The following is a 23,092-nucleotide window of genomic DNA, read 5'->3' as shown; positions in this document are numbered from 1 at the left end:
CCTTGCAAAGGCCCGGCGAGGACGGCTCAGGGCTGCAGCAGTTTCGCCAGTCGTTCGCCGTCCAGCCCGAGCATGCGGGCAGCCTTGCTCTCGGCCAGTTGCTCCGCGTCGTCCTCGGGCAGGCTGGCGGCCTGGGTCGCCAGGCTGAGGATCAGCTCTTCGCGGGAAAGCACGCCACCGAACTGGTACGCAGCAGCGATCAGCCGGCGCAGCTCCAGCGGCAGCCGCCAACGCGCCCGCAGGGCCGAGCCGAAGCTGGCGCCGAAACGCCCCAGCAGCTCGTCGAGGCGCGCCTCGTCCAGCGCGCCGCCGCCATCGCACCAATCCTGCAATGTCCGCAGCAGCGCCAGGTCGCCCAGGCGATGCAGCAGCCCTGCGGTATAGCAGCGCTCGACGTCCGCGCCGAGGGCGTCGGCCAGTTCCCAGGCGATGTCCGCGCAACGTTGCGAAAGATCCCAGAAGTGCATGGCGCGCTCGGCCAGCAGCGGCTCGCCGAGCTGGATGGCCCGCTGCAGACTGAAACCGAGCACCAGGTTCAGGCTGTGCCCGAGTCCCAGCCGCCGCAGGGCCTGGCCCAGGGTCTGGCAGGCCGGACCGACGTGCCGGGCGGCGCTGTTGGCGGCGGCGATCAGGCCAGCGGTGATCTGCGGGTCGCGACCGAACTCATCCTCCAGCACGCGCAGCGGATGCTCCTCGGCGCTCAGGCAACGATCGCTGGCGGCACGCACGTCGGCCAGCAACGGCGCCCCCTCCGCGGAGTCGCGCGCGCGTTCGAGGAAAGCCTCCAGGTTCTCGCCCGCGTCCCGCTCCGGCAGCGGACAGGCGACCACTTCGTCGCCCTTCAGCAACAACCCTCGCAGGCGTTGCATCAGGTTCTCGGCCTGGAACGGCTTCACCAGGTAGGCGGTCGGCGCCAGTGCCACGGCGGCGCGCACGCTGGCCTGGTCGGCGCGGTCGCTGATCAGGATGAACGGCTGCTCGGCGACCGAGCGGCGCAGGCGCGCTTCGCGCAGCAGCTCGAAGCCATCCACCTGCGGCAGGTTCAGCTCGGCCAGGATCAACGCGAAGCGCCGGCGCCGGCAATGCGCCAGCGCTTCTCCGCCATCGCCGCAGAGGACCAGCCGGGCATCGCAACGCACGCCGAGGACCAGTTGGCCAAGCAAGTCGCGACTCCAGGGGTCCGGGTCGGCAATCAGGATGACGGGGGCCTTTTTCGCGGCACTCATGGCGTTCCTCTTCGAACCTGGCGAACCGAGCGGGACGCACCAGGCATGACAGGCGGGCACAACACGGCCCGCGGGCACACAAGGGTATGACGGGCGAACACGGTGCGCCTCTAGGACCTGTCCTAATCGCCTCGAACGGTACGACCGGAGGAATGCGGGAGGATTCGTATGCGCCAGGCGCCCAAGGGTAACAGGGGAAAACCGTTCGTCGGGCGTTTCGCGGAAAACCCTGGCAGAAAAAAGAGGCTTCCGTTTCCGTGAAGCCTCTGAAAGAAAGGCCCGCGCGGGCCTCGGGGGTATCGCTTTGCCGGTGAAGCTTAAGCGAGTTCGTCGAAGCACTCGGCCAGGATGGCCAGGCCCTTCTCCAGTTGCGCGTCGGGGATGGTGACGGGCATGAGGAAGCGGATGACGTTGTAGTAGGTGCCGCAGGAGAGCAGGATCAGGCCCTTCTCGCGCGCACGGACGACGATCTTGCTGACCAGCTCGGCGGCCGGCTTGTGGGTATCGCCGCCCTCGAACAGCTCGATGGCCACCATCGAACCCAGGCCACGAACGTCGCCGATCACCTTGTGCTTGGCCTGGATCTCGCGCAGGCCGGCCTTGAGGCGCTCGCCGAGGGCTTGCGAACGTTCCAGCAGCTTCTCTTCCTCGAACACCTTCAGCACGGCCAGGGCCGCGGCGCAGGCGATCGGGCTGCCGGCATAGGTGCCGCCCAGGCCGCCGGGCGCGATGGCGTCCATGATCTCGGCCTTGCCGGCCACGCCGGAGATCGGGAAGCCGCCGCCGACCGACTTGGCAAAGGTGGTCAGGTCAGGAACGATGCCCAGTTGCTCGGTAGCGAAGAAGGTGCCGGTACGGCCGGCGCCGGTCTGCACTTCGTCGGCGATCAGCAGGATGCCGTGCTGGTCGCAAAGGGCGCGCAGGCGCTGCATGAAGGACTTGGAGTTGACGTAGAAGCCACCCTCGCCCTGCACCGGCTCGATGATGATCGCGGCGATGTCCTGGGGCTGGGCATCGTTCTTGAAGATGCGCTCGATGCTGGCGATGGAGTCGTCCTCGCTCACGCCGTGCAGTTCGCAGGGCGCCAGGGCGCGGAAGATGCCGCCCGGCATCAGGCCCATGCCGGCGGAGTACGGGACCACCTTGCCGGTCAGGCCCAGGGTCATCATGGTGCGGCCGTGGTAGGCGCCGGTGAAGGCGATCACGCCAGCGCGACCGGTGGCGGCGCGGGCGATCTTGACGGCGTTCTCGACGGCTTCGGAGCCGGAGGTGACCAGCAGGGTCTTCTTCGGGAAGTCGCCCGGCACGCGCTTGGCGATTTCCTCGGCCAGCTCGATGTAGGGTTCGTAGGCCAGCACCTGGAAGCAGGTGTGGGACAGCTTGCCCAGTTGCTCCTGGACCGCGGCGATCACCTTCGGATGCAGGTGGCCGGTGTTCAGCACGGCGATGCCGCCGGCGAAGTCGATGTACTCGCGGCCTTCCACGTCCCAGACGGTGGAGTTCTCGGCGCGCTCGGCGACGACCGGGTGGATCTGGCCCACGCCGCGGGGTACCGCGGCCTGGCGACGCTTCAGCAGGGATTCGTTGGTCTTGCTCATGGCTTCCTCAGTGGCCGCTCATCGGGTCGGCCGGGTCAAAGGATGAAGGCGGGAAGGAAGCTCCCCAAGGCAGCATGCGATGATCGACTGCCTCGGGACTTGCAGGCCCGCCAGGGCTCGGAGCCGCTTCGCGATCGGCGACCGCGACTCCCGGTTCGTCCGGTGCCACCACCGGCAACGTCGACACCGGACGGCGCAGCTCTTGCCTGCCGTCCGGCCCCTCCGGATGCGTTTCTCGCCGGACTCAGATACCGCCCAGGCAGAGGTACTTGATCTCGAGGTAGTCCTCGATCCCGTACTTGGAGCCTTCGCGGCCCAGGCCCGAGGCCTTGATGCCGCCGAACGGCGCCACTTCGTTGGAGATCAGGCCGGTGTTGATGCCGACCATGCCGTACTCCAGTTGCTCGGCGACGCGGAACACGCGGGCCAGGTCGCGGGCGTAGAAGTAGGACGCCAGGCCGAACTCGGTGTCGTTGGACATGGCGATGACCTCGGCCTCGTCCTTGAAGCGGAACACCGGCGCCAGCGGGCCGAAAGTCTCGTCCTTGGACACCAGGGCGTTCTTCGGCACGTCGACCAGGATGGTCGGCTCGAAGAAGGTGCCGCCGAGGGCGTGCGGCTTGCCGCCGGAAACCACCTTGGCGCCCTTGGAGACCGCGTCGGCGATGTGTTCCTCGACCTTGGTCACGGCCTTGGCGTCGATCAGCGGACCGGTGGTCACGCCGGCTTCCAGGCCGTTGCCGATGTTCAGCTTGGCCACGGCGGCCTTCAGCTTGTCGACGAAGGCGTCGTACACGCCGTCCTGCACGTACAGGCGGTTGGCGCAGACGCAGGTCTGGCCGTTGTTGCGGTACTTGGAAATCAGCGCGCCCTCGACGGCGGCGTCCAGGTCGGCGTCGTCGAACACGATGAACGGCGCGTTGCCGCCCAGCTCCAGGGACACCTTCTTGATGTCCTGGGCGCACTCGGCCATCAGTTGGCGGCCGATTTCGGTGGAACCGGTGAAGGTCAGCTTGCGCACGATCGGGTTGCTGGTCAGCTCGCCGCCGACTTCGCCGGCGCTACCGGTGACCACGCTGAACACGCCCTTCGGAATGCCGGCGCGCTCTGCCAGCTCGGCCAGGGCCAGGGCGGAATACGGGGTCTGCGAAGCAGGCTTGAGCACCATGGTACAGCCGGCGGCCAGGGCCGGGCCGGCCTTGCGGGTGATCATCGCCGAGGGGAAGTTCCACGGCGTGATGGCCGCGGTCACACCGATCGGCTGCTTGATCACGATGATGCGCTTGTCCGGCTGGTGGCCGGGAATGGTGTCGCCGTAGATGCGCTTGGCTTCTTCGCCGAACCATTCGAGGAAGGAGGCGGCGTAGGCGATCTCGCCCTTGGCCTCGGCCAGCGGCTTGCCCTGCTCGATGGTCATCAGGCGGGCCAGGTCGTCCTGGTTCTCGATCATCAGGTCGAACCAGCGGCGCAGCTTGTTGGCGCGCTCCTTGGCGGTCAGCGCGCGCCAGGCCGGCAGGGCCTTGTCGGCAGCCTCGATGGCGCGGCGGGTCTCGGCGGCGCCCATCTTCGGCACGCTGCCGATGATCTCGCCGGTGGCCGGGTTGTTCACCTTGATGGTCTGGCCGTTGTCGGCATCCACCCAGGCGCCATCGACGTAGGCTTGTTGACGGAACAGCTTGGCATCTTTGAGTTGCATGACCTGTCTCCTTCGAGGAATGCCGTGAGCAGCGGGTCTACCTCGACTACCCCGCGTGCCTGGTTGTCTGGTTCGGTTGTAACCGGAAAGTGTTGCCTGCTGGTTATTCGAAAGGGCCAGCGCCCCGGTGTTCCATTTCCTGCGCCCTGTGCCAGCGGCGTCGCCGTTACCGGCCGGCCACCGTGCGCAACGGGCGGACGCGGACGAACGCGACCGCCGACAGGCGTCGGGGAGGATACGAAAGACTCGTGCGGGAAAGGGATTGCGGACGAAACGCCACGCCGGCACCACGGCGGCCCGGCAGCGCGAAAGGCCGGACGAGCGACGGGCAGGTCAGAAAGAGGTCATTCCAGGGGCACGCGGCCGGCTGAACTGATGCCAATTCCCCGGTCTCCTGTTGTTGTGGCTTTGGGGGCGTTTGAAATCTCAAACGAATCCTAGGGCCACCACTGACAAAGGGCAATACCCCGTTCGATAAAATCAACGAAAGTCGGAAAATTCTGCTGCTTTGCTGAGCACATCCTCGACGGACGGTCGTTTTCGTTCGAAATCACGAACGTACGCACATGGAATGGACTCCCGCCGACGAGATGCGTATGATTGCTGCCTGCCGCGCGAGCCGCGGCGCTGCATCCGTAGCTCAGCTGGATAGAGTACTGCCCTCCGAAGGCAGTGATCATCGAGTTGAGAAGGGTGCAGGCTAGTGGTCAAATAGTTCGCCGCAACACATACGCACCTGTAGCTCAGCTGGATAGAGTATTGCCCTCCGAAGGCAAGGGTCGTGGGTTCGAATCCCGCCAGGTGCGCCATATCCTCTTGATTCAATGGCCTTTTTTCTAAGGCTTCGCCGCTTCCGCTACTGAATCGGTACCCTCCAGCAAAATTCCCTTGATGCCAGCCCTCAGGCTGCGATGAGCACTGCCCTCAGTGTCATATAGCGGCGGCTTTTCAGGCTGTGCCAATTCTGTGCCCAAAGCGTGCCGCATGGTGAGATGGCATGCCGGTTACTTCGCAGAGATTGAGTATTAGCCACAATCAGGCACAACTCCCAACCCATCTGAAAGCATCTAAGCAGAAGGGGCCTTTCGGCCCCTTCGTTGCTTCAGTTGTTGAGCATGCTCTCCAGTTTTTCAATCAGGAAGTCCAGCGGGCTGCGCCCCTCCAACCGTTTCTCGAAGACCTCATTACGGTGATAGGCGACCCAGGTATCGAGAGCCTGACGGTTATTCTTCTCGTAGCCGGAGCCAAGGATGCAGACCAGTTCATTGCCGTTGGGGCTTTCGAGGTAGTGGCTCATGGCAGAGGCTAAATGCTTCAAGTACTGGTGTTCACGAGCTTCCATCGCCGGATGCAGGTGCGTGACATTGCTGTGCTTGATCAGTTTCATGTAAGTACTCCTCACGCCTTCAAATTGGCTTGGATCAGATTGTCGAAGGCGCTTCCGTCACGTCGGGTCAAGTTAGGTACGTAGCGCGAGTAGACGCGGAACAGCATCTCTGTAGTTGTGTGGCCCATCTGCCGGGCAATCCACTCCGGGTTTTCGCCTGCAGCCAGCCAAAGGGTCGCAGCCGTATGGCGGGTCTGGTAAGGGCGTCGCTGGCGCAGTCCCAGATGACGAAGCAGCGGAAACCACACCCTGTTGTTGATGTTGCGGTACGAAAAAGGCGTACCTTCCCGAGAACAGAAGACGAACTGACCACTCCCCGTCTTCTTCTGCTGATCGAGCAGGGCCTTGTACACCGGGCCAGACATGTCGATTTCGCGTTGCGAGCCGTCATTCTTCGTGTAGTCGAGCCGGCCACCGACCCAAGTTTCGCGGATAAGGATTTGCCGCCTCTGAAAGTCGACGAATTTCCACTGCAGGCCGTCGACTTCTCCCGTGCGCATCCCGGTGAAGAAGCGCACTGTGTAGTAGTTGCGGAAGTCCTCGCGCACGGCACCGAGAATCTGCAGAACTTCATCCAGGGTGAACGGCTCCACATCGGTCTTGGGAACCTTCAGCGATTTGATGTTGAGGTACGGTGAAGTAAACTCGAACCGGTCAGCCGCCTCACTAAGGATCATGCGCAATGGCGTCATGATGTGGTTGATTCGCGTCGCTGACAGAGCCTGCCCCTTCAGCCCGGGAACTTTGCCGAGTGCCGAGCGGAAGGACAGGATTTCTGCCTTGGTGATGGCGCTGACCTCTTGCCTGCCGAATGTTGGTAGCAGGTATTTATCAAGGGTCTGACGTACCGTCGTTGTATGTGTGTCGCGCCACTCCACACGCTTTTCGTCGAACCAGCGTTCGGCGAAGTCCCTAAATGGTGGAGTCTTCAATATCGCGCAGCCAGCCCGCAGTCTTGCGAACTCCTGAACCTTGCTGCTTTGCGGAAAGTAAGTGGCATAGTCGAAGCTTCCCAGCGTGATTTCTGCCTCAATGCGTTCAAGGATTTTCTCCAGCTTTTTTCGGTTGGCCGGCGTATCAGGCAGCGTGGTTTGCTCACGGCAGCGTTTGTCCAGATAAGTGAAGTCGAAGAACAACTTCTCGTTGTCGGCACGGGCACGAATCTTACCCATGGCAAATGCCTCCGCCGGCCATAGGTATCAAACTGGAGGTGCGGGAATACTTCTGCATGTCCTTTTCGATAGCTTCCCAAATGAACAGGATCTTTCGACCACCAAACGGGCGGAAGTAATGGATGCCTTCGAGCAGTACCGAGTCCTTCAGGCGGTTACGGATGGTGCGCACGTCGTACTTCATACGCGTGGCCAGCTCCTCGGTGGTCAGATAGGTGTGAGACATAGCAATGCCCTCTCTGCTAAATTGAACGACAGCGGATTCTTATGAGCTCCTGAGAGCCCATAATGATCTCCTGCAGATCAATATAACGCTCATTTTGGGCTTTGCAAGCACAAAATGATCTCTAGAAGATCATTTTTGGGAGATTGAGATGGTCAAGTGCCATTTATCTCGCCTACTCGGTGAGCGGAAATTGAAGATAAGTGACGTGGTTAGGGACACGGGGATCAACCGCGGAACCCTCACGCGGCTCTATCACGAGACCGCGCAACGGGTGGAGCTCAAGGACTTGGAGACGATCTGCCAGTACCTGAACTGCCAGGTAGGGGATTTGCTGGAACTGCAGGATGATCCGGAGGGCTGAATGCCCTCCGGACTTTGTCAGCCACGGAAATGCCAGTCGATGGAGGCCATCAGCATCAAGTAGCGCAAGGCGGCGCCGGAGTGATGGTTCTGCCTTGCCTCACCCTTCAGCTCAAGCTTCGCCCTTATACCCAAATGTAGATTCGCTACATCGTTACTCTCCGGCGCGTGCTGACTGAACGACCGGCGAGTGCTCCCGAGCTGCTGACGCCAGTAGGACTTGGTCGTCTTCGGCTTGTTAGCGTCGTAGACGATCAGCTCGATAGATCGAGCCGGAATACCTATAGCACTCAGCAGCCACAGATAGTCCTGTGCATGGTCCTCGTCACGGTTACGCTGGAATCGCAGCGTGGTTTCAGTCATCCAACAGCGCTCAACAAAATCATCAATCACGCGCTGGGCGCGTTCGCTGTCGGGGCCTTCGAGCAGGTCGTAGAGGCGCTGCGCATACTCGGCCACAGCCTCACGCCCACCATGCTTTGGAGGCGAGGGCAACAGCGACAGATACGACGAACCTTCTGCATACAGAGCAGGTTGCAGCCTGTGTTTAGGGCTTGAGCTGCTTGCTCCCGGTCGCTGTTGCATATCGCGGATACAGCGTGCCCGCTCAAGCATCATTTCACGCGCCTCGGCAGAAAACTCGACCCAGTCGAGATTGACCGCTCGACCTGTCTGCTCGGCATATGAGGCATACGCCAGCATCGACTCGATAGCCAGAATTCGCCCAATCGCCCAGTTCTGCTCCACCTGTTCAGCCTGGCCTCGACTCGCCTTCTTCCGAGCACGCTTACGCTCCTTCAGGGGTCTAATGCGACCGATGATGTCGAGTAGCACGCCGCACTCAGCTGAAATGCCTTCACGGGGCTCAGTGCTCATGGTGGGTTGGCTTACCTCGGCTATCTTGGCGACGTTTGCGGCGTTGAATATCCAGTTCTGGGGATTCCATTGCCACATCATTGCCATGATCTGAGGCAGGCTATGGACGTAGTGCAACAGTGTGGTTTTTGGGCTGCCATGCCCGAGGATGGCACTGACAATATGGACGATTCGCCGGGTGGGGCCCTCTACAGGCAACATCGCCTTACGCAACCTGAGGTCATCTCTGAGCCAGCGAGTGGTAAGGGGCAGATCTTTGAAAACCAGCTCTGGTGATAGCGCATTCTGCGCACCCATCAACTTGAGCAAAAACCACGTGGCGCAGGAATGGCGCAGGTGATGGTAATGCAGGAACTCGGAACCCGTGACTGCTCGCATGCAGTCATGTAGAGCTGGGAACAGGCAGCTCTCGCTGACCCACTGAGTTCTCAGCTGTGGGATGCAGAACAGGAATTCCGACGTTGAATTTTGGCTTTCTTCCTGCTGCCGCTCTCGATACCAGTCGATCAGCAATGTGAGCTCATCGGGCTCAAGCAGCTCACGCAGCGGCAAACTCCGAACCGCATTCTGGGTTTTCAACCCACGCTGTGCATGGGGGCGAATGAGCAGGTCAACGGGCAGCTCTATTCTGGCCTGTTCATCTTTAGATAGCCTGCGCATATGCGATTGCCGAGCTTGAATATGCGCGCACTCCGCTGCTGAAAATTCGGGCAGATGCAAATCACGTAGGCGAAGCTTTAGAGCCTCGTTACGCCGCAATCCCAACCGGAACCCCAAGATCAACAAAAGCCTCGCAGCCGTCACCAGACGTGGCGTTCGCAGCTCAAGCCCGCATGTGCCGAGCGCCTGCATAACCAATTGGTACTGCTCCTCGCTGATAATGCGAGCATCTACCCTGGTCACACCTTTGCCGATGCCTAGGATTGAGTAGGGGCTGATTGTCGGGTAGTTGTAACGACGCTGCAGAAACGTGTGAAACTCCTGGACTGCCTTGGCCAGGGTGCGCCGTTTGCTATCTGTGGCCTGAGCATCCAGTGCGGATTCATACACAAGTTCGAGCGCGTCAATTTCGAGCTCGAAGATGCTTATGCCATCTAACCGAGAGGAAAGTGCTGCGCCTAGTACTTGGGTATATCGCTTTATCGTGCTTCGCCCAATACTGTGGCCGTATGCGGAGGCGCCACCCAGCATGTAGGCAAGCCAACTCTGGATTAGGCCGGGAAGTTCTCCATGAGACTCCGCTTGCAAAGGGCTCTCTATGGGCAGGTTGTCCCGGATCCGATCGCGCAGTTCCTCCAGCCATGCGGGTGGGTCAGGGTTATCCTCAGTTACATCCGAAACAGATTCATCGTCATAAGTCCCCGCAGGGTCCTCGAGATCATCTAGGCCGAGAATATTGCCCCAAGATGAGGGGCGCAGTGACTGCGAGACAAAACCCTTGCGGCATGCAAAATTCACCAGCACCTGCGGCAGCCGCAACTGCATTTGCATCCTTAGAAAATCAAACAGGTCGCTGGGATTCTCTGGATGATACTGTTCAGGTACCTCAACCTTCTTCAGGAATGCACAGACACAGCGCATGTGCCAATTTCTACGCTTTAGTTTGCCGGTGCTTTTTTGAACATCATCCACGCAGCGTATCAACAGAGCCAGCGTTGCCGGATCAGGGAACCACTGCCGAAATTCAGCGACGGCATTGCCGCGGATCGATAGCGGCAGACGTATCTCGGGAATTCCCGCTACCCAATCGATGCTGTCTGGCGTCGTGCTGAGCATGGCATTCAGCTGAGCCACATCGAGCAATCCGCCGTTGTAGGCCGCACTCATTAGTAGCAGACCAATGCGCTCATCCGTGCTGAGCGCATCGATATCCAGTTTCAGACCCTGCTGCAGGGCGTGAATCAGTTGGCTGCTGCGTTGAATTCGCTCAGCCGTGTAGACGTCAGGATTGATCGGGTTTGCTGCACGCCTGACGGCAATGGCTATTCGTGCCAGCGGAAATCCTGGGATTTGGTCCCGGACTCGCTGAGTGATGCTGCGCAGTACGTTGCGCAACGTGTGATTTGTGCCGAGCTGTGCCTCCAGTTCACGGACGTGCGTCGTCGAGATCCCGGATATGGCGCATTCACCCAACAGCCATTTGCCGAACGCCGTCCCGGACTTCTCGGCAATCGATTTCAGAAGCGCCCGCATCTCGGGCATCCATTCCGGCTCATGAGGCCGAGCCGACCAGATAACACTGCCCTGTTGATCGTTTAGACGGGGCAGATTCATTCTGTCACCCACTGGCTGCTTAGAGCCGACCAGCCAAGCTCCCTGAGTAGTGGGGTAATCCACTCATCTAGAACCTTGGCGTATACCGCAGGGCAGAACGTCGAATAGGCGTCCTGAGGCTCCTCACCCCTGAGCCAGTGCCCCATGAACGCAGCCAGCGCTTCTGAAGGACAGCCCCGCTCCGTGAGTTCCGTGCGGATGAATTTCCGGTGGGCATTGACTCGATGCGTGGTGTAGCCAGATACCAGCCCCATCTGGTCGTAGATATTGCCCGGGGTAATCTCAGCGCGGCGCACTCCAGCCTGGCCAATCTGCAGGAAAAACCCCCGCGACCACTGATGATCCTCCTCATCCTGTGGCAGATAACCAATGAATTGTCGGCTGATAGAAGCGCAATGCGCGAAGTAGCTTGTTATTTGCCGCCTCAACATCGGCGGCATGCAAATCAGCCGACTCATATGACGATCGCCAGAATCCTTGTCTGACAGCGCGCCCATGCCCAACACAGAATCAAACTCGCCGATGAGCATCAGAGGGTTGCGGACCGCCCTACAGGAAGTGACCAACATAAACATTTGCACTGTCCAGAGGGTGAAACAGTTGTGCCAAGCGACCATCTCGCTGAGACGCCCGTTCGTTTTCCTCCTCAAGACCCTGGCCATTGCACTGACATTGCTCTCAATGGTTGTAGGCAGCAGGCAATGAGTTGCTCCCAACCCACCCTGTTGGTCTGCATTTAGGTTGACATGTTCATATGCGAGACCAGCACAGGCATAAACCTGCGTCAGCACTCTTACCAGTGAGGTGGTGTAAATTTTGCGAAGGTGACAGGCATCGAGCTGCAGGTAATAGCGCGGGGTTTGCGCCGAGGGGATTTCAACGCCAGACAGCATGGATGCTGCTGCTACATCCTGAGTATCAGCGACTATCTGGTGGAACAAATAACTGCGCAATTTGGTTCGCGTATAGCGTCGGTCGTCTTCACCCAATTCCAGTAGCAGTGCTTTGATCTCGGCGTCCAGCTGCTCAGTTTGATACGTGAATACCTGGTTGGCAGAGCGAGGAAATGCCTTGAGCAGCTGCTTTACCAACCGGGCACTACCCGCAAGATCGGGCAATAGAATTCGCAGCAGCGAGACTCGGACACCCGAGGAGGCCTGCCAACGATCGTCGCCAGCGAGGTCTGGGCGTCTGACGACCATACTGAACTGCACCGAATCCCCGAGGATCAATGCCAGACCATCGGCGTCATCTGTCTCATCATCAACGATGGATAACTGGACGACCTGCGTCATCGACTGGCCCAGCCACAGACTGATATGCAGAGCAACTATTCCTTCCATTCTGAGCTGAATTCGAGCTAAATCTTTCGGGCAGGAAAGCTCTTGCAGGCACGAGTGGAATAGGTCGCTAGCGCCAAACAACAAATTCCGCAACTCCTTCAGCGTGAGCTGGTTATATGAAAACGGCAGGAACTGTCGGCTGCGGACAATATGCGCCTCGACATTTTGTTGGCCCAGCAGATCAGCAACATACGGCCGCTCAAAGCCGTCATCATCCAGTACCCAAATCTCGGTTGATGGGCTCATTTCTCCGGGCGCCAGATCACCTTCAACAGTATCCGTATGTCCCCCCAGAATGTCGTAGTGACCGGGTAGCTGGTCAGGATCATCGGGGTCACCCAAGACAAATCCGCGAGGATCCTCTGTGATGTAATGGATTAGATCTGGCTGGTCATCTTGCTTGCGTTTACCTCGATAACCGCCACCGCCACCACCAGTTCGCGGCGAATCGCCGTTGCAATAACGTACGAGCCGGGCGATAGCAGCAAAACTCTTGGCGTTACCTGAACTCGATTTACTAGGCAAAAAAACCCGGCAGCTCGCCACGAACTCTTCAGTAGTGCCCCAAATTTTTAGTTCGAGGGGAATTGTGAAGAACCGCAATCCGCAAAGTTTGCTTATCTCCAGGTAAACGCGGTATCGCTGATCTACGTGGCGATCTGTAGGGGTTTTCTGAGTTGCGACGAGCACCTGCGCGAGTAGCCGCTCGTAATCCTGTCCATTCTCGTAGTCTCTCAATATGTGCAGAAAAGAGGCATAGGGGAATCCAAAAATTTTTACACCTCGCTGGCTGACAGGATTCCTTGCCGACATTTTGTTTCCCATCCAAAACTGCTCGCCTAAAAGCACTCGGATATTGGGTTGGCGGGATAGGGAAATGAGCCATCTGCAGGCCTCATGCAAAACGACGTCATCAGCGCTATCAAGACCAATGGGCAGGCCAACACTGCATGCGCGGAGCACTCGTAGGAGCTGATCAATCGCACGTGGCAAGTCAATGAGTTCAGGATGAGCACCAAGCAGATTGAGGATTTCGCCGATAACTCGAGGTGACTGCCCCTGCTCCGAGGCGAGGTTAAGCAGAATTTCACGCTTGCTCATTTCTCACCCCCACAGCCCTTAAGCGGTTTTACTCCGATCAGCCGAGATAGATGGGCGTGGCTGCGATATTCGTGAGGCCACTGCTCCGCTGCAGATTCTATATGCGCATATAAATCGCGTACCTGCTGTGGCGTAATCTGAGCCAGGGCAGGCGCAACTAGGCGCTCAATCAGCACGAGTTGGTAGGCGCAATCCTTGATTCGCCCCCTCGACCATTCAATGCACTGCACCGGTGTTTCTGGATCCATATATGTTTTTAGCCATCGATACAGCGTCGTCTGGCCGATACAGAGCGCATCCGGCCTACTGACGACCAACGGGTAGAGCATATTGATGCGCACGGCCATAGCCTTGGGGATCAGTGCCTCATCTGGAACCCCTACAGGAGCTAGATCCAGATCTCGCTCAATACGAGAAAATTCGGGATGCACTCCTTGGATGTCGCGTAATTTGATCGTCAACATGACGCCTCTCTCTAGTGATATGACTACTAGACAATGCGAGGCGCGAGCCCCCGATTAAGGCGAGAGAATTGGACTGTGACGAAATTTTTTGTTCGCTAATTGACGTGGTGACTGACCTCTTTGCCAACGGCCGCTTTTGCTAATTCCGCGCATGCGCGGAAAATCGCCGAACACACTGCAACGATGCCATCAAAGAAAGCACTGAAATTTCCGCGCATGCGCGGGTTTAGCTAGCAAATGGGCTTCGCTGAACCCGTAATCAGAAGGGCGCCGTACACGCCGAAGAAATGGAGCGATATCAAATCCCGACTGCATCAACCTGAAAATCAGGGGTAGTCCGACCGCACTCTGAATACGAGGTCAGGCAAAACTGTCTGACTACATCTCGTTTTAGGAGCACGCATATGGGTGATTGGAAGGCATGCATCGGAAAGATGAGCGACCGCGAAGTAGCGCGGCGCTTTGGTCTTGGAGCGAGCAGTGTCCGGCGCTACCGCCACTCAATTGGCATTCCTGAGTTTCACCCAGAAGACATTGAGCTGCCGACTGAGCTGATTGAGCAACTCGCTACAAGAACGAACTATCAACTGGCACAAGAATTCGGAGTTTCCATCAAGCGCATCAAGCGAAAGCGAGGTGAGCTGAGAATCCAGGAGCCCAAGACTGCCCGCGAACGCTTCAAACCCCTTGAGGACATCTGGACCAATGAAGCCATTGCCATGCTCGGGAAGATGCCGGATACCGAGGTCGCTGATCGTCTGGATATCAGCAACTTTCCAGTCAAAAAGAAACGTCACGAGCTTGGAATACAGGCATACAAACGTCCGTTACCAGAAATAACACCTGAAATTGCATCTGCGTTTGGTGTCGTTTCCGACGCCGAGCTTGCACGCCAGCTGGGTGTATCAGTGAATTACATCCGCAAAGCGCGGATCAAGGCGAGCCAGCAATAAAACGCAGACTCGCTTCAAAGCAGATAACACGGGCAGTCAGATCAGATGGCTGACTGCCAACTAACCACGAAGTTAGACTTTAAACCGAGTACGGACGGCCTCACCACCTGATGCGCAGGGCTCATTCAGCTAGCGCCACGCGCATCCATTTGGGCATATTGCAGTCCCACAAGGTGGCCAGCTCTCCGGGGTGGAGTGTTGCTTTAATCGCATCGATGCACTCCTGAGTAGCGCCATCTTTTCCGAGATAATGAAGAGCACTGATAGCCATCCCGACCCTGGTTCCTGCGCACTGCATGACCATCGGAGCAGCATGCACGAGCCTGATCTCGGCCTTCTCTATAAATAGAGATCGACTGGGGCCGCTGGTGTAATAGATAGGTATGACCGGTATCTGTGTGCTTAGCCCGAATCGCCTCACTGCATCAGCACCGTGAATCTGCAGCCTCCAGCGACTCTGCCTGGCAATCAGACTCAGCAAGTCCCAAGGCCCAGGACGACGAACCCGGCCGGTGTATTGGCTGGTTTTCGGCCGCATGTAGATGCCACGGTACACGCGCACAAGCTCACCGCGAAGAACCAGTTGGGCGACTGCCTTGGAGATGGCCGAGCTCGAACCAAGCTCAGCAAGACACCTGATGCTGAAAGGCCTCCCCCTGGGCAGACGCTTAACACGCTGCGTGACGAGGTGAGATACCGACTGTTCAGAGTGGGAGCGGGGCATCGCTATTGTGTCGAATCCAGCGAAGAGCAGAGCAGTGGCTGGTGGAAGGCGATCACTCGTTGTCGGTATTCGTCTTCAAGCGCTTCGTTTACCAGGCATTCCTCAAGGCGTCCCAGCGAGAAAACCTGGGCCGTAGAGGGATAGTGCCTGAGCAGGCTTTTCGCATAGCTGCGGATATCCTGCGGTAACCCCGTATGACGAGATAGCTCACGCAGAAACTCCTCAGTTTTGATGATGGCGCGGGTTCTTTCATAAGGAAGGGTCATTCTCGCTATCTCCTGATCATGAACTCAAAGACCCGGGCTGCTGACTCGCCAGCGCCCGCCACCAAGCACGCAGTTAGCGTGTAATGCCAACCAGTGTTTGCCGAGCAGAAAACTGCGAAGCCTGCAGTCTTGGGAGATCCCATGCAGACCAATCCGGGTCAGTGTGCACGATCATGGCTGCGCTCAGTCTTGGCCTCCTGCCGTTCCATCCACTTGGCCAGGCCCCATATCGTGGTTCCCAGCGCCAGCAGCAGCCAAAGCAACCATTGCGGAATTTGATATTGGGCGCTCAGCCAGAGGCCTGTACCACCACAAAGCATCACCACGAAAAACCATCTCATCAGCGTGCGTCCCCGATTACTTACGAGACACACGGTAACTCGATGTTCCGCTGCGCTAACGCAGATGCAGCAAATTTCGTCAGATCCCAGGCTGGGAAATGAGGACGGCACGCTTGCGGGTATGGCGCTGCTTTGCGTGCCCCGAGTCATCTCGCTGTGGGTGAGGGGGATCGGGCCGCACGCTAACGACTAGGTCAGACGAGGCGACGGCAAAAGCGGAAAGAAGAGGACGCACCGCTGACCCAAGCAAGAACTCCATAGAGATCCTACTGCATAAAAATATTGACGGCAGCAGCAAGCTAGGCGATATTGATCTCGCCTCATCTCAGTACGAGCTGTACGGAGAGAAAAATGAGGTGCGGCAGGTTGCAGCCTGCCGCGATTGCAATAACTGACCCGTTAGGAGAGCTAAAGCTATGAAACTGTACCAAATCGCCTATGACCTGCGTAAGCAGCGTAACTACCAAGGCCTGTATGACCGCATCAAAGCCTATGGCACTTGGTGCCACGCCCTGGAGTCCACCTGGATCATCGCCACGCAACAGTCTGCAGCCCAGGTTAGAGATAACCTCCGGTCCGCAATGGACGCTGACGACGGCCTGCTGGTGACCCGGCTGCAGGGAGACGCCGCCTGGTTTGGGCTGGATGCCGAAAAAACTCAGTGGCTACAAAATCAGTATCAGCGCTGCGAAGCCTGATGAACGCCTGCGCCAAGGATGGCGCTTCTACCCAGAGTTACTTATGCCAAACCCGTCATTCAAATTGAGCGATGTGGCCGATGTCCGTTCCGGATACACCTTCCGCGGCGCGTTGGAGCATGACCCTGCTGGTGATATCCGTGTTCTGCAGATCAAGGATCTGCGTCAAAGCTCGGCCATTGAGCCGGACACGCTAACGGCCATCAGCTGGGATGCGCGCACCTCACCGCCGCTGCTCCAATCAGGCGACATCGCGGTGATCGCCCGTGGCGATAACAACAAGGCTGCTCTCTTCACGGGGCAGCAACCGGTTGTTGCCACCAGCCAGTTCTTTATTGTCAGCACAAAAAAACAGGATGTCTTACCCGAATACCTGTGCTGGCTCATCAATCTGCCTCAAAGCCAGCGAAGCCTTGAGCGCAGCGGCAGTGCGATTCAGGCCATCAGCAAAGCGTCCTTGCTGGATATGAGGATTCCCCTTCCGCCACTCGCCACTCAGCAGAAGCTGATTGCTCTGCAAGCGCTATGGGACGAAGAGGATGAGCTGATCGCACGCCTGCAAACCAACAGAGAGCAAATGCTGCAAGGCATTTACCAGCACCTTATTAAGGATTGAGCCATGAGCGACAAAGTAAACCAGGACGACATCAACAAGGCGCTGTGGGCTGCCTGCGATACCTTCCGCGGCACCATCAGTGCGGACACCTATAAAGATTTCATCCTCACCATGCTGTTCCTCAAGTACATCAGCGATGTCTGGCAGGACCACTACGACAGCTACAGGATGGAATACGGCGATGAGCCGGAACTGATCGAGGAGATGCTCAAGAACGAGCGTTTCGTGTTACCGCGCAATGCCAGCTTCTATGCCCTTTACGATCGACGTTATGAGCCGGGCAATGGCGAGCGCATCGATCAGGCACTGCATTCCATCGAGGAAGCTAATGGCACCAAGCTCAAGGATGCCGGCAAGAGCGTGTTCCAGGACATCTCCTTCAACACCGACAAGCTGGGCGAGGAGAAGCAGAAGAACACCATCCTGCGCCACCTGCTCGAAGACTTCGCCCGTGAAGAGCTCGACCTCAAACCATCCCGCGTCGGCAGCCTGGACGTGATTGGCAACGCCTACGAGTACCTGATCAAAAACTTCGCCGCCAGCGGCGGGCAGAAAGCTGGTGAGTTCTACACCCCACCGGAAGTTTCCGAGCTAATCGCCGAGCTGCTCGACCCGCAACCGGGCGACAGCATCTGCGACCCGGCCTGCGGCTCGGCATCGCTGCTGATGAAGTGCGGGCGCAAGGTGCGCGAGCATCACAACAGCAAGCAATACGCCCTCTACGGCCAGGAAGCCATCGGCTCCACTTGGTCGCTGGCGAAGATGAACATGTTTCTCCACGGCGAGGACAACCACAAGATTGAGTGGGGTGACACCCTGCGTAACCCCAAGCTGCTCGATACCAATGGGCAACTGCTGAAATTCGATATCGTCACCGCCAACCCGCCTTTCTCACTCGACAAGTGGGGCCATGACGAAGCCGAGCACGATCAGTTTGGGCGCTTCAAACGCGGCATTCCGCCGAAAACCAAAGGTGACTTCGCCTTTATCCTGCACATGATCGAAACCCTGAAGGCCAAGACCGGGCGCATGGCAGTGATCGTGCCTCACGGCGTGCTGTTCCGCGGCTCCAGCGAGGGCAAGATTCGCCAGAAGTTGATCGAAGAAAATCTGCTGGATGCCGTGATCGGCCTACCGGAGAAGCTCTTCTACGGCACCGGCATCCCCGCTGCGATCTTGGTTTTCAGCAAAGCCAAGACTGATGAAAACGTGCTGTTTATCGACGCCAGTCGTGATTTTAAATCCGGTAAAAACCAAAACGTGCTGGGTGAAGAGCAGATTAATAATATCCTGCTCACCTACCGCCATCGCATCAATTCGGACAAATATAGCCATCGCGCCAGTCTACAAGAAATCCGCGACAACGATTACAACCTGAATATCCCACGCTATGTGGATACATTTGAGGAAGAAAAAGAAGTCAACCTGATGGCTGTTCGTAAAGAGCGCGCGCAACTTAAAGCAAAGTTAGCGGAACTGGAAATCGCCATGGACACTTACCTAAGGGAGCTGGGTTATGATGCCTGAAGGGTGGAGAAATGAGCGATTCGGAAACATAGCCACCTTTAGAAATGGCCTCAACTTTACACGAGGTGATACTGGTGAGGCGGTTAAAATAGTCGGAGTTAAAGATTTTAAAGATCTCTCTGAGCTGAGGAGCACTACGGACCTTGAGGTTATTAGAATTTCTTCAAACTTGAGTCCCGATGACCTGCTGCAGGATGGGGATCTGTTGTTTGTCCGGTCGAACGGCAATAAAGACCTCATAGGAAGGTGCCTCTACTTCTCCAAGGTTAGCGAACGCTTATCGTTCTCTGGGTTTACTATTCGCGGCAGAGTTAATAAAGATAAAATTTATCCTGAGTATGCCTCATTTCTGACTAGATCAGAAATGATTAAGAGGCAGTTCTCCGAAAGCGGCGGAGGTACAAATATCTCCAACCTCAGCCAGCAAATTTTGGGTGATATTGCCTTTAGATTGCCGCCTCTTGCCGAGCAAAAAAAGATCGCTGAAATTTTATCCACTTGGGATCAAGCCATAACGACTAGTGAGCAGCTACTCGAAAACAACAAACAGCAGAAGAAATCGCTGATACAACAACTTTTGAGTGGCAAGAAACGCCTGCCTGGCTTTTCGACGAAATGGCGAGATATTAGGCTTGGTGAGGCCTTCCAAGAGCGCGTGGAAATTGGATTTATCAAGCTACCTTTGCTCTCAATTACCGCGGAGGAAGGGGTTATTGACCGTGATGAAACTGGCCGCAAGGACACATCAAAATCCGACAAATCTAAGTATCTGCGCATCTGCCCCGGCGATATCGGCTACAACACCATGCGTATGTGGCAGGGCGTTTCTGGGCTTTCAACGCTGGAGGGGTTGGTTAGCCCTGCCTATACCGTCTTGACCCCGAAACCAGAAGTTGATCCGCTGTTTGCCTCTTACTTGTTCAAGCTGCCAGCCCTTGTGCATGCCTTTTATCGACACTCTCAAGGCCTGGTCTCAGATACTTGGAATCTTAAGTACTCTAATTTTGCGAAGATAAAATGGAGTATTCCGGGCGTTGAGGAGCAGAAGGCCATTGCAGCTGTACTGGCCAGCGCTGATCGCGAAATAGAAATCCTTCGACTGCAGCTCGCCGGCCTTAAGCAGGAAAGGAAAGCTCTAATGCAGCAGCTACTCACTGGCAAGCGCCGTGTAAAGGTAGATGAACCGGAGGTTGCCTAATGGCCAAGAAGCACGTCCCCTTTGTGATCGCCTATGACTTCGACGGCACCCTGTCGCCCGGCAATATGCAGGAGTATGACTTTGTGCCAGCACTGGGCATTAAGCCTGCCGATTTTTGGCGCGAGGCCAAGGCGATGGCCCAGGAGCAGCAGGCGGACGAAATTCTGGCTTATATGCGGTTAATGATCGAGCGTGCGAACACCGCCAAGGTCTCGGTGCGTAAAAAGAACTTTGCCGATTTCGGCGCACATATCCAGCTATTTCCGGGTGTCCAGGACTGGTTCAAACGCATCTCCGAATATGGTCGCACCAAAGGGGTCAAGGTCGAGCACTTCATCATCTCGTCAGGGCTGCGCGAGATGATCGAGGGCACCCCGATCAACAAGTACTTCACTCGCGTCTATGCCTCGGGTTTTATGTACGACCATAACGATGTCGCGCACTGGCCAGCCTTGGCGGTGAACTACACCACCAAGACCCAGTATCTGTTCCGCATCAACAAGGGCAGCCTGGATGTGCACGATAACTCGGTGATCAACAAGTTCGTCGAACCCGCCGAGCGGCCTGTGCCGTTCAGCAATATGGTGTTTATCGGCGACGGCGAGACCGACATCCCCTCCATGCGCCTGGTCAAGAACCAGGGTGGCCACTCTATTGCTGTCTACGGCAAAGGCAAACGCGGTGCCCGGGACAAAGCGCTCAAGCTGGTTAAGGAGGGGCGCACCAATTTGGCGACTACCGCCGACTACACCGATGGCTCGGCTATCGACCGCGCCGTAAAGGCGATGATCGACAAGGTGGTTGCAGACCGCACCATTGCGGAGGCGAACGGCTGATATGGCAAGTGGCGACCTGATTCTCTACAGCACGGACGATGGTCTGGCGCAGTTCACCCTGCGCGAAATGGATGGTCAGGTCTGGCTGACGCAACTGGAAATGGCCGAGCTGTACCAGACCACCAAGCAGAATATCGGCAAGCATATCCAGGCCATCATCGCTGATGGGGAGCTGGCTGAAGGGGCAGTTGTAAACCAGAAGTTTACTACTGCCGCCGATGGCAAAGACTACCTCACCCACCTCTACGCTCTGCCGATGATCATCGCCGTGGGCTACCGGGTGCGCTCAACTCGTGGCACCCAGTTTCGTCAGTGGGCCACCCGCACCTTGGGTGAGTACCTGCAGAAGGGCTTCGTGATGGACGACGCCCGCTTGAAGGAGCCCCGCTGGGACTACTTCGATGAGCTGCTCAAGCGCATCCGTGACATACGGGCCTCGGAGAAGCGCTTCTACCAAAAGGTACGTGATCTCTTCACTCTGGCCGAGGATTACCGCGCCAATGAGCAGGACACCGCCCGCTTGTTTGCCGAAGTGCAGAACAAGCTGTTCTTCGCCGTTACCGGCCACACCGCCGCCGAGCTGATAGTGCAGCGCGCCGATGCCAGCGCACCCAATATGAACCTGCTTAGTTTCAAGGGCGACCGGGTGCGCAAGGCCGATGTTGTGGTGGCCAAGAACTACCTGAATGCCGAGGAACTAGACCAGCTCAATCGCTTGGTCGGCATGTTCCTCGACTTCGCCGAGCTGCGCGCCGAGCAGCGTAAGCACTTGATGCTCGCCGATTGGCGGCAATACATCGACAGCTTCATGGCCTTCAACGAACAACCGCTGCTACGCACAGCCGGCAGCGTCAGCCATGAGCAGATGAAACAGCTGGCGCATGAGCGTTATGAGCAATTCGATCAAAACCGCCGACACGCCGAAGCCCTGGCCGCTGATGCTCAAGAACTGGCAGAGCTGGAGCGCCTGGAAAAGCGCCTGAGTGCTAAGAAGAAATCCAAGTAATCGGGTTACCCGCTCGCTCAATCATGGAGTTACATCATGGATCTGGAACAACTGCGCACGCTGCTAACCAAGGCCGAGCGCTTTTATCAGCCTGAGCGAGAGCCGAGTATTTTTGCCTTGGGTGGGCGCGGCTACTACGAAAACCCCACCACTGATTTGCTGGCGTTCTTCCTCAATCCAGCGCAGGTGCATGGACTGGAAGAGTGCTTCCTCACTGCGCTGCTGAGTTGCCTGCCCAATACCTCAACACTGACGCCTAGTTTGCGAGCGGCTCCCCAGCGCGAGGTGGTCACCCATAACAGCAACCGAATCGACCTAGTGCTCCCAGGTGATGGATGGGATCTGCTCTTGGAAAACAAGATTTTCCACGGACAAGTGAACCCCTTTACCGACTATGAAGCCTTCGCTCAAAGCAAACTCAACGATGGTGAACGCCAGCTGTTTTATGCCGTGCTCTCACCATCAGGCAAAAGCGTGCGGGCCGCATGGCATGGTCTGAGTTATGCGCAATTTATTGAAGCTGCACGTCAGCAACTGGCTCAGCGCATGCTGACTCATCCTGTAGATAAGTGGCAGGTGTTTGCTCGCGATTTCCTGCTGCACCTGGAAAACATCACTGTGGAGAAGGCCATGGACGCCAAAGCTGTCAACTTTGTTATCGAGCACCTGCATCAAATCAACAAGCTGACGCGCCTCAAGGATCAGGTCATTGATGCCCTCGACGCTAAGGTGCTCGACAAGCTCGATGCCGAGGTGCCCGGCTATGCGCGTTATACCCGGCGGCACAATTGGAAGAATGGCCCCGCACTGCGTTATGCCTCCGACAACTGGAAAACGTGGTCTGACGTTGTGCTCTACCTGAGCGGTGCCAACAGCACGATGATGCCATCGGTACGGGTATACCTGTGTGATGTTGATGAGACGCTGCAAGAGCAGGGCCGAAAGCTCTTCACGGGCAACGAAACCAAAGTATGGAGTGAGGGGAAGAACAACAGCATCCTGGGTTTTAGCTGGGTGCTGGATCACTTTGATGAAGAGGAAGTGCTTGGCCTGATCGTTGAGAAAATGAAGCTGCTGATGACTTTCGAAAACGGAATACGTGCGCAAGTCGGTCAGCACACTGAGGCTTAATTACATTGTCTGTCAGATTACCTGGCGGCTTTTGACCATGTGGTAGCCATGAGGGCTGCCGAGTGATTGCAAG

21 protein-coding genes and 1 tRNA gene are annotated in these 23,092 nt (G+C 57.4%); 10 read left to right on the top strand and 12 right to left on the bottom strand.

The features are described from left to right. Positions 1-26 precede the first annotated feature (26 nt). The 3 genes from VQ065_RS01655 to gabD all read right to left on the bottom strand — a co-directional run bounded on the left by VQ065_RS01655 (position 27) and on the right by gabD (position 4,520). Positions 27-1,226: an HDOD domain-containing protein gene (locus tag VQ065_RS01655; RefSeq protein ID WP_003084206.1), complete on the bottom strand. Its 1,200-nt coding sequence runs from the start codon at positions 1,224-1,226 to the stop codon at positions 27-29. Between the two features lie 317 nt (positions 1,227-1,543). Further along, complete coding sequence (gabT, locus tag VQ065_RS01650) at positions 1,544-2,824, bottom strand: 4-aminobutyrate--2-oxoglutarate transaminase (RefSeq protein WP_003084201.1); 1,281 nt, start codon at positions 2,822-2,824, stop codon at positions 1,544-1,546. Between the two features lie 244 nt (positions 2,825-3,068). After that, positions 3,069-4,520: an NADP-dependent succinate-semialdehyde dehydrogenase gene (gabD, locus tag VQ065_RS01645; protein WP_003084198.1), complete on the bottom strand. Its 1,452-nt coding sequence runs from the start codon at positions 4,518-4,520 to the stop codon at positions 3,069-3,071. A gap of 732 nt (positions 4,521-5,252) precedes the next feature. Here gabD and VQ065_RS01640 point away from each other — a divergent pair. Next, a tRNA-Arg gene (locus VQ065_RS01640) sits at positions 5,253-5,329 on the top strand. Between the two features lie 293 nt (positions 5,330-5,622). Here the strand turns inward: VQ065_RS01640 and VQ065_RS01635 are convergent. From VQ065_RS01635 to VQ065_RS01625, 3 genes are read right to left on the bottom strand one after another with little or no spacing between them, the layout of a single operon-like run. After that, entirely contained in the window at positions 5,623-5,907 is a 285-nt protein-coding gene (locus VQ065_RS01635) for a hypothetical protein (RefSeq protein ID WP_003084193.1), read from the bottom strand. A gap of 11 nt (positions 5,908-5,918) precedes the next feature. Next, positions 5,919-7,079 carry an Arm DNA-binding domain-containing protein gene (locus VQ065_RS01630; RefSeq protein WP_003084192.1) on the bottom strand — a complete coding sequence of 387 codons (1,161 nt, stop codon included), beginning with the start codon at positions 7,077-7,079 and terminating at the stop codon, positions 5,919-5,921. Then, on the bottom strand, positions 7,072-7,305 hold the full coding sequence (locus VQ065_RS01625) for a hypothetical protein (RefSeq protein WP_023103849.1): 234 nt from the start codon (positions 7,303-7,305) through the stop codon (positions 7,072-7,074). Before VQ065_RS01625 ends, VQ065_RS01630 begins: the two co-directional genes overlap by 8 nt. A gap of 148 nt (positions 7,306-7,453) precedes the next feature. Between VQ065_RS01625 and VQ065_RS01620 the strand changes: the two genes are divergently transcribed. Further along, on the top strand, positions 7,454-7,666 hold the full coding sequence (locus VQ065_RS01620; protein ID WP_003292745.1) for a helix-turn-helix domain-containing protein: 213 nt from the start codon (positions 7,454-7,456) through the stop codon (positions 7,664-7,666). A 17-nt stretch (positions 7,667-7,683) separates the two neighbouring features. On the opposite strand, the gene VQ065_RS01615 is transcribed toward VQ065_RS01620, so the two are convergent. From VQ065_RS01615 to VQ065_RS01605, 3 genes are all read right to left on the bottom strand, one after another. After that, positions 7,684-10,743 (bottom strand): tyrosine-type recombinase/integrase, encoded by a 3,060-nt coding sequence (locus VQ065_RS01615; RefSeq protein WP_014603493.1) that lies wholly within the window; start codon positions 10,741-10,743, stop codon positions 7,684-7,686. A 68-nt stretch (positions 10,744-10,811) separates the two neighbouring features. Next, entirely contained in the window at positions 10,812-13,259 is a 2,448-nt protein-coding gene (locus VQ065_RS01610; RefSeq protein ID WP_003084184.1) for a hypothetical protein, read from the bottom strand. Next, the gene (locus VQ065_RS01605; RefSeq protein ID WP_071536258.1) at positions 13,256-13,723 is read right to left on the bottom strand and encodes a hypothetical protein; all 468 of its coding nucleotides are present in this window, start codon (positions 13,721-13,723) and stop codon (positions 13,256-13,258) included. Before VQ065_RS01605 ends, VQ065_RS01610 begins: the two co-directional genes overlap by 4 nt. Before the next feature lie 404 nt (positions 13,724-14,127). On the opposite strand from VQ065_RS01605, the gene VQ065_RS01600 reads away from it, so the two are divergent. Then, positions 14,128-14,676, top strand: coding sequence for a hypothetical protein (locus tag VQ065_RS01600; RefSeq protein WP_003084180.1), 549 nt, complete (start codon positions 14,128-14,130; stop codon positions 14,674-14,676). A gap of 121 nt (positions 14,677-14,797) precedes the next feature. Here VQ065_RS01600 and VQ065_RS01595 read toward each other — a convergent pair whose 3' ends face one another. The 3 genes from VQ065_RS01595 to VQ065_RS01585 form a co-directional block, all read right to left on the bottom strand. After that, entirely contained in the window at positions 14,798-15,400 is a 603-nt protein-coding gene (locus VQ065_RS01595) for a DUF6088 family protein (protein ID WP_023103847.1), read from the bottom strand. A 2-nt stretch (positions 15,401-15,402) separates the two neighbouring features. Then, the gene (locus tag VQ065_RS01590) at positions 15,403-15,666 is read right to left on the bottom strand and encodes a BPSL0761 family protein (protein ID WP_003084177.1); all 264 of its coding nucleotides are present in this window, start codon (positions 15,664-15,666) and stop codon (positions 15,403-15,405) included. Positions 15,667-15,824: 158 nt separating this feature from the next. Then, positions 15,825-16,007, bottom strand: coding sequence for a hypothetical protein (locus VQ065_RS01585; RefSeq protein ID WP_023103846.1), 183 nt, complete (start codon positions 16,005-16,007; stop codon positions 15,825-15,827). 416 nt (positions 16,008-16,423) lie between these two features. On the opposite strand from VQ065_RS01585, the gene VQ065_RS01580 reads away from it, so the two are divergent. The 7 genes from VQ065_RS01580 to VQ065_RS01550 are packed head-to-tail and all read left to right on the top strand — an operon-like array spanning position 16,424 to position 23,019. Continuing rightward, positions 16,424-16,705, top strand: coding sequence for a hypothetical protein (locus tag VQ065_RS01580; protein ID WP_003084165.1), 282 nt, complete (start codon positions 16,424-16,426; stop codon positions 16,703-16,705). Beyond that, positions 16,653-17,321, top strand: a complete 669-nt coding sequence (locus VQ065_RS01575) for a restriction endonuclease subunit S (protein ID WP_225526240.1) — start codon at positions 16,653-16,655, stop codon at positions 17,319-17,321. Before VQ065_RS01580 ends, VQ065_RS01575 begins: the two co-directional genes overlap by 53 nt. A 3-nt stretch (positions 17,322-17,324) precedes the next feature. Continuing rightward, positions 17,325-18,848: a type I restriction-modification system subunit M gene (locus tag VQ065_RS01570; RefSeq protein WP_003084161.1), complete on the top strand. Its 1,524-nt coding sequence runs from the start codon at positions 17,325-17,327 to the stop codon at positions 18,846-18,848. After that, positions 18,838-20,046, top strand: a complete 1,209-nt coding sequence (locus VQ065_RS01565) for a restriction endonuclease subunit S (RefSeq protein ID WP_071536259.1) — start codon at positions 18,838-18,840, stop codon at positions 20,044-20,046. The genes VQ065_RS01570 and VQ065_RS01565 overlap by 11 nt, the downstream gene beginning before the upstream one ends. Beyond that, positions 20,046-20,882: an HAD family hydrolase gene (locus VQ065_RS01560; RefSeq protein ID WP_003084157.1), complete on the top strand. Its 837-nt coding sequence runs from the start codon at positions 20,046-20,048 to the stop codon at positions 20,880-20,882. Before VQ065_RS01565 ends, VQ065_RS01560 begins: the two co-directional genes overlap by 1 nt. 1 nt (position 20,883) lies before the next feature. Next, positions 20,884-21,888 carry a virulence RhuM family protein gene (locus VQ065_RS01555; protein WP_003084155.1) on the top strand — a complete coding sequence of 335 codons (1,005 nt, stop codon included), beginning with the start codon at positions 20,884-20,886 and terminating at the stop codon, positions 21,886-21,888. 36 nt (positions 21,889-21,924) lie between these two features. Then, positions 21,925-23,019, top strand: a complete 1,095-nt coding sequence (locus VQ065_RS01550) for a PD-(D/E)XK nuclease family protein (protein ID WP_003084153.1) — start codon at positions 21,925-21,927, stop codon at positions 23,017-23,019. The last annotated feature ends 73 nt before the right edge of the window (positions 23,020-23,092 follow it).

This window comes from Pseudomonas sp. KBN10P06128 (genome assembly GCF_037574945.1).
Classification (GTDB): Bacteria; Pseudomonadota; Gammaproteobacteria; order Pseudomonadales; family Pseudomonadaceae; genus Pseudomonas; species Pseudomonas aeruginosa.
This window is presented reverse-complemented; position numbering and strand designations above follow the sequence as displayed.

Coding starts and splice junctions, on each gene's coding strand:
- VQ065_RS01570 (WP_003084161.1), top strand. CDS start 17,325: ATGAGCGACAAAGTAAACCAGGACGACATCAACAAGGCGCTGTGGGCT.
- VQ065_RS01600 (WP_003084180.1), top strand. CDS start 14,128: ATGGGTGATTGGAAGGCATGCATCGGAAAGATGAGCGACCGCGAAGTA.
- VQ065_RS01560 (WP_003084157.1), top strand. CDS start 20,046: ATGGCCAAGAAGCACGTCCCCTTTGTGATCGCCTATGACTTCGACGGC.
- VQ065_RS01550 (WP_003084153.1), top strand. CDS start 21,925: ATGGATCTGGAACAACTGCGCACGCTGCTAACCAAGGCCGAGCGCTTT.
- gabT (WP_003084201.1), bottom strand. CDS start 2,824: ATGAGCAAGACCAACGAATCCCTGCTGAAGCGTCGCCAGGCCGCGGTA.
- VQ065_RS01595 (WP_023103847.1), bottom strand. CDS start 15,400: ATGCCCCGCTCCCACTCTGAACAGTCGGTATCTCACCTCGTCACGCAG.
- gabD (WP_003084198.1), bottom strand. CDS start 4,520: ATGCAACTCAAAGATGCCAAGCTGTTCCGTCAACAAGCCTACGTCGAT.
- VQ065_RS01590 (WP_003084177.1), bottom strand. CDS start 15,666: ATGACCCTTCCTTATGAAAGAACCCGCGCCATCATCAAAACTGAGGAG.
- VQ065_RS01605 (WP_071536258.1), bottom strand. CDS start 13,723: ATGTTGACGATCAAATTACGCGACATCCAAGGAGTGCATCCCGAATTT.
- VQ065_RS01585 (WP_023103846.1), bottom strand. CDS start 16,007: ATGAGATGGTTTTTCGTGGTGATGCTTTGTGGTGGTACAGGCCTCTGG.
- VQ065_RS01635 (WP_003084193.1), bottom strand. CDS start 5,907: ATGAAACTGATCAAGCACAGCAATGTCACGCACCTGCATCCGGCGATG.
- VQ065_RS01620 (WP_003292745.1), top strand. CDS start 7,454: ATGGTCAAGTGCCATTTATCTCGCCTACTCGGTGAGCGGAAATTGAAG.
- VQ065_RS01615 (WP_014603493.1), bottom strand. CDS start 10,743: ATGCCCGAGATGCGGGCGCTTCTGAAATCGATTGCCGAGAAGTCCGGG.
- VQ065_RS01580 (WP_003084165.1), top strand. CDS start 16,424: ATGAAACTGTACCAAATCGCCTATGACCTGCGTAAGCAGCGTAACTAC.
- VQ065_RS01625 (WP_023103849.1), bottom strand. CDS start 7,305: ATGTCTCACACCTATCTGACCACCGAGGAGCTGGCCACGCGTATGAAG.
- VQ065_RS01555 (WP_003084155.1), top strand. CDS start 20,884: ATGGCAAGTGGCGACCTGATTCTCTACAGCACGGACGATGGTCTGGCG.
- VQ065_RS01610 (WP_003084184.1), bottom strand. CDS start 13,259: ATGAGCAAGCGTGAAATTCTGCTTAACCTCGCCTCGGAGCAGGGGCAG.
- VQ065_RS01655 (WP_003084206.1), bottom strand. CDS start 1,226: ATGAGTGCCGCGAAAAAGGCCCCCGTCATCCTGATTGCCGACCCGGAC.
- VQ065_RS01630 (WP_003084192.1), bottom strand. CDS start 7,079: ATGGGTAAGATTCGTGCCCGTGCCGACAACGAGAAGTTGTTCTTCGAC.
- VQ065_RS01565 (WP_071536259.1), top strand. CDS start 18,838: ATGATGCCTGAAGGGTGGAGAAATGAGCGATTCGGAAACATAGCCACC.
- VQ065_RS01575 (WP_225526240.1), top strand. CDS start 16,653: ATGCCGAAAAAACTCAGTGGCTACAAAATCAGTATCAGCGCTGCGAAG.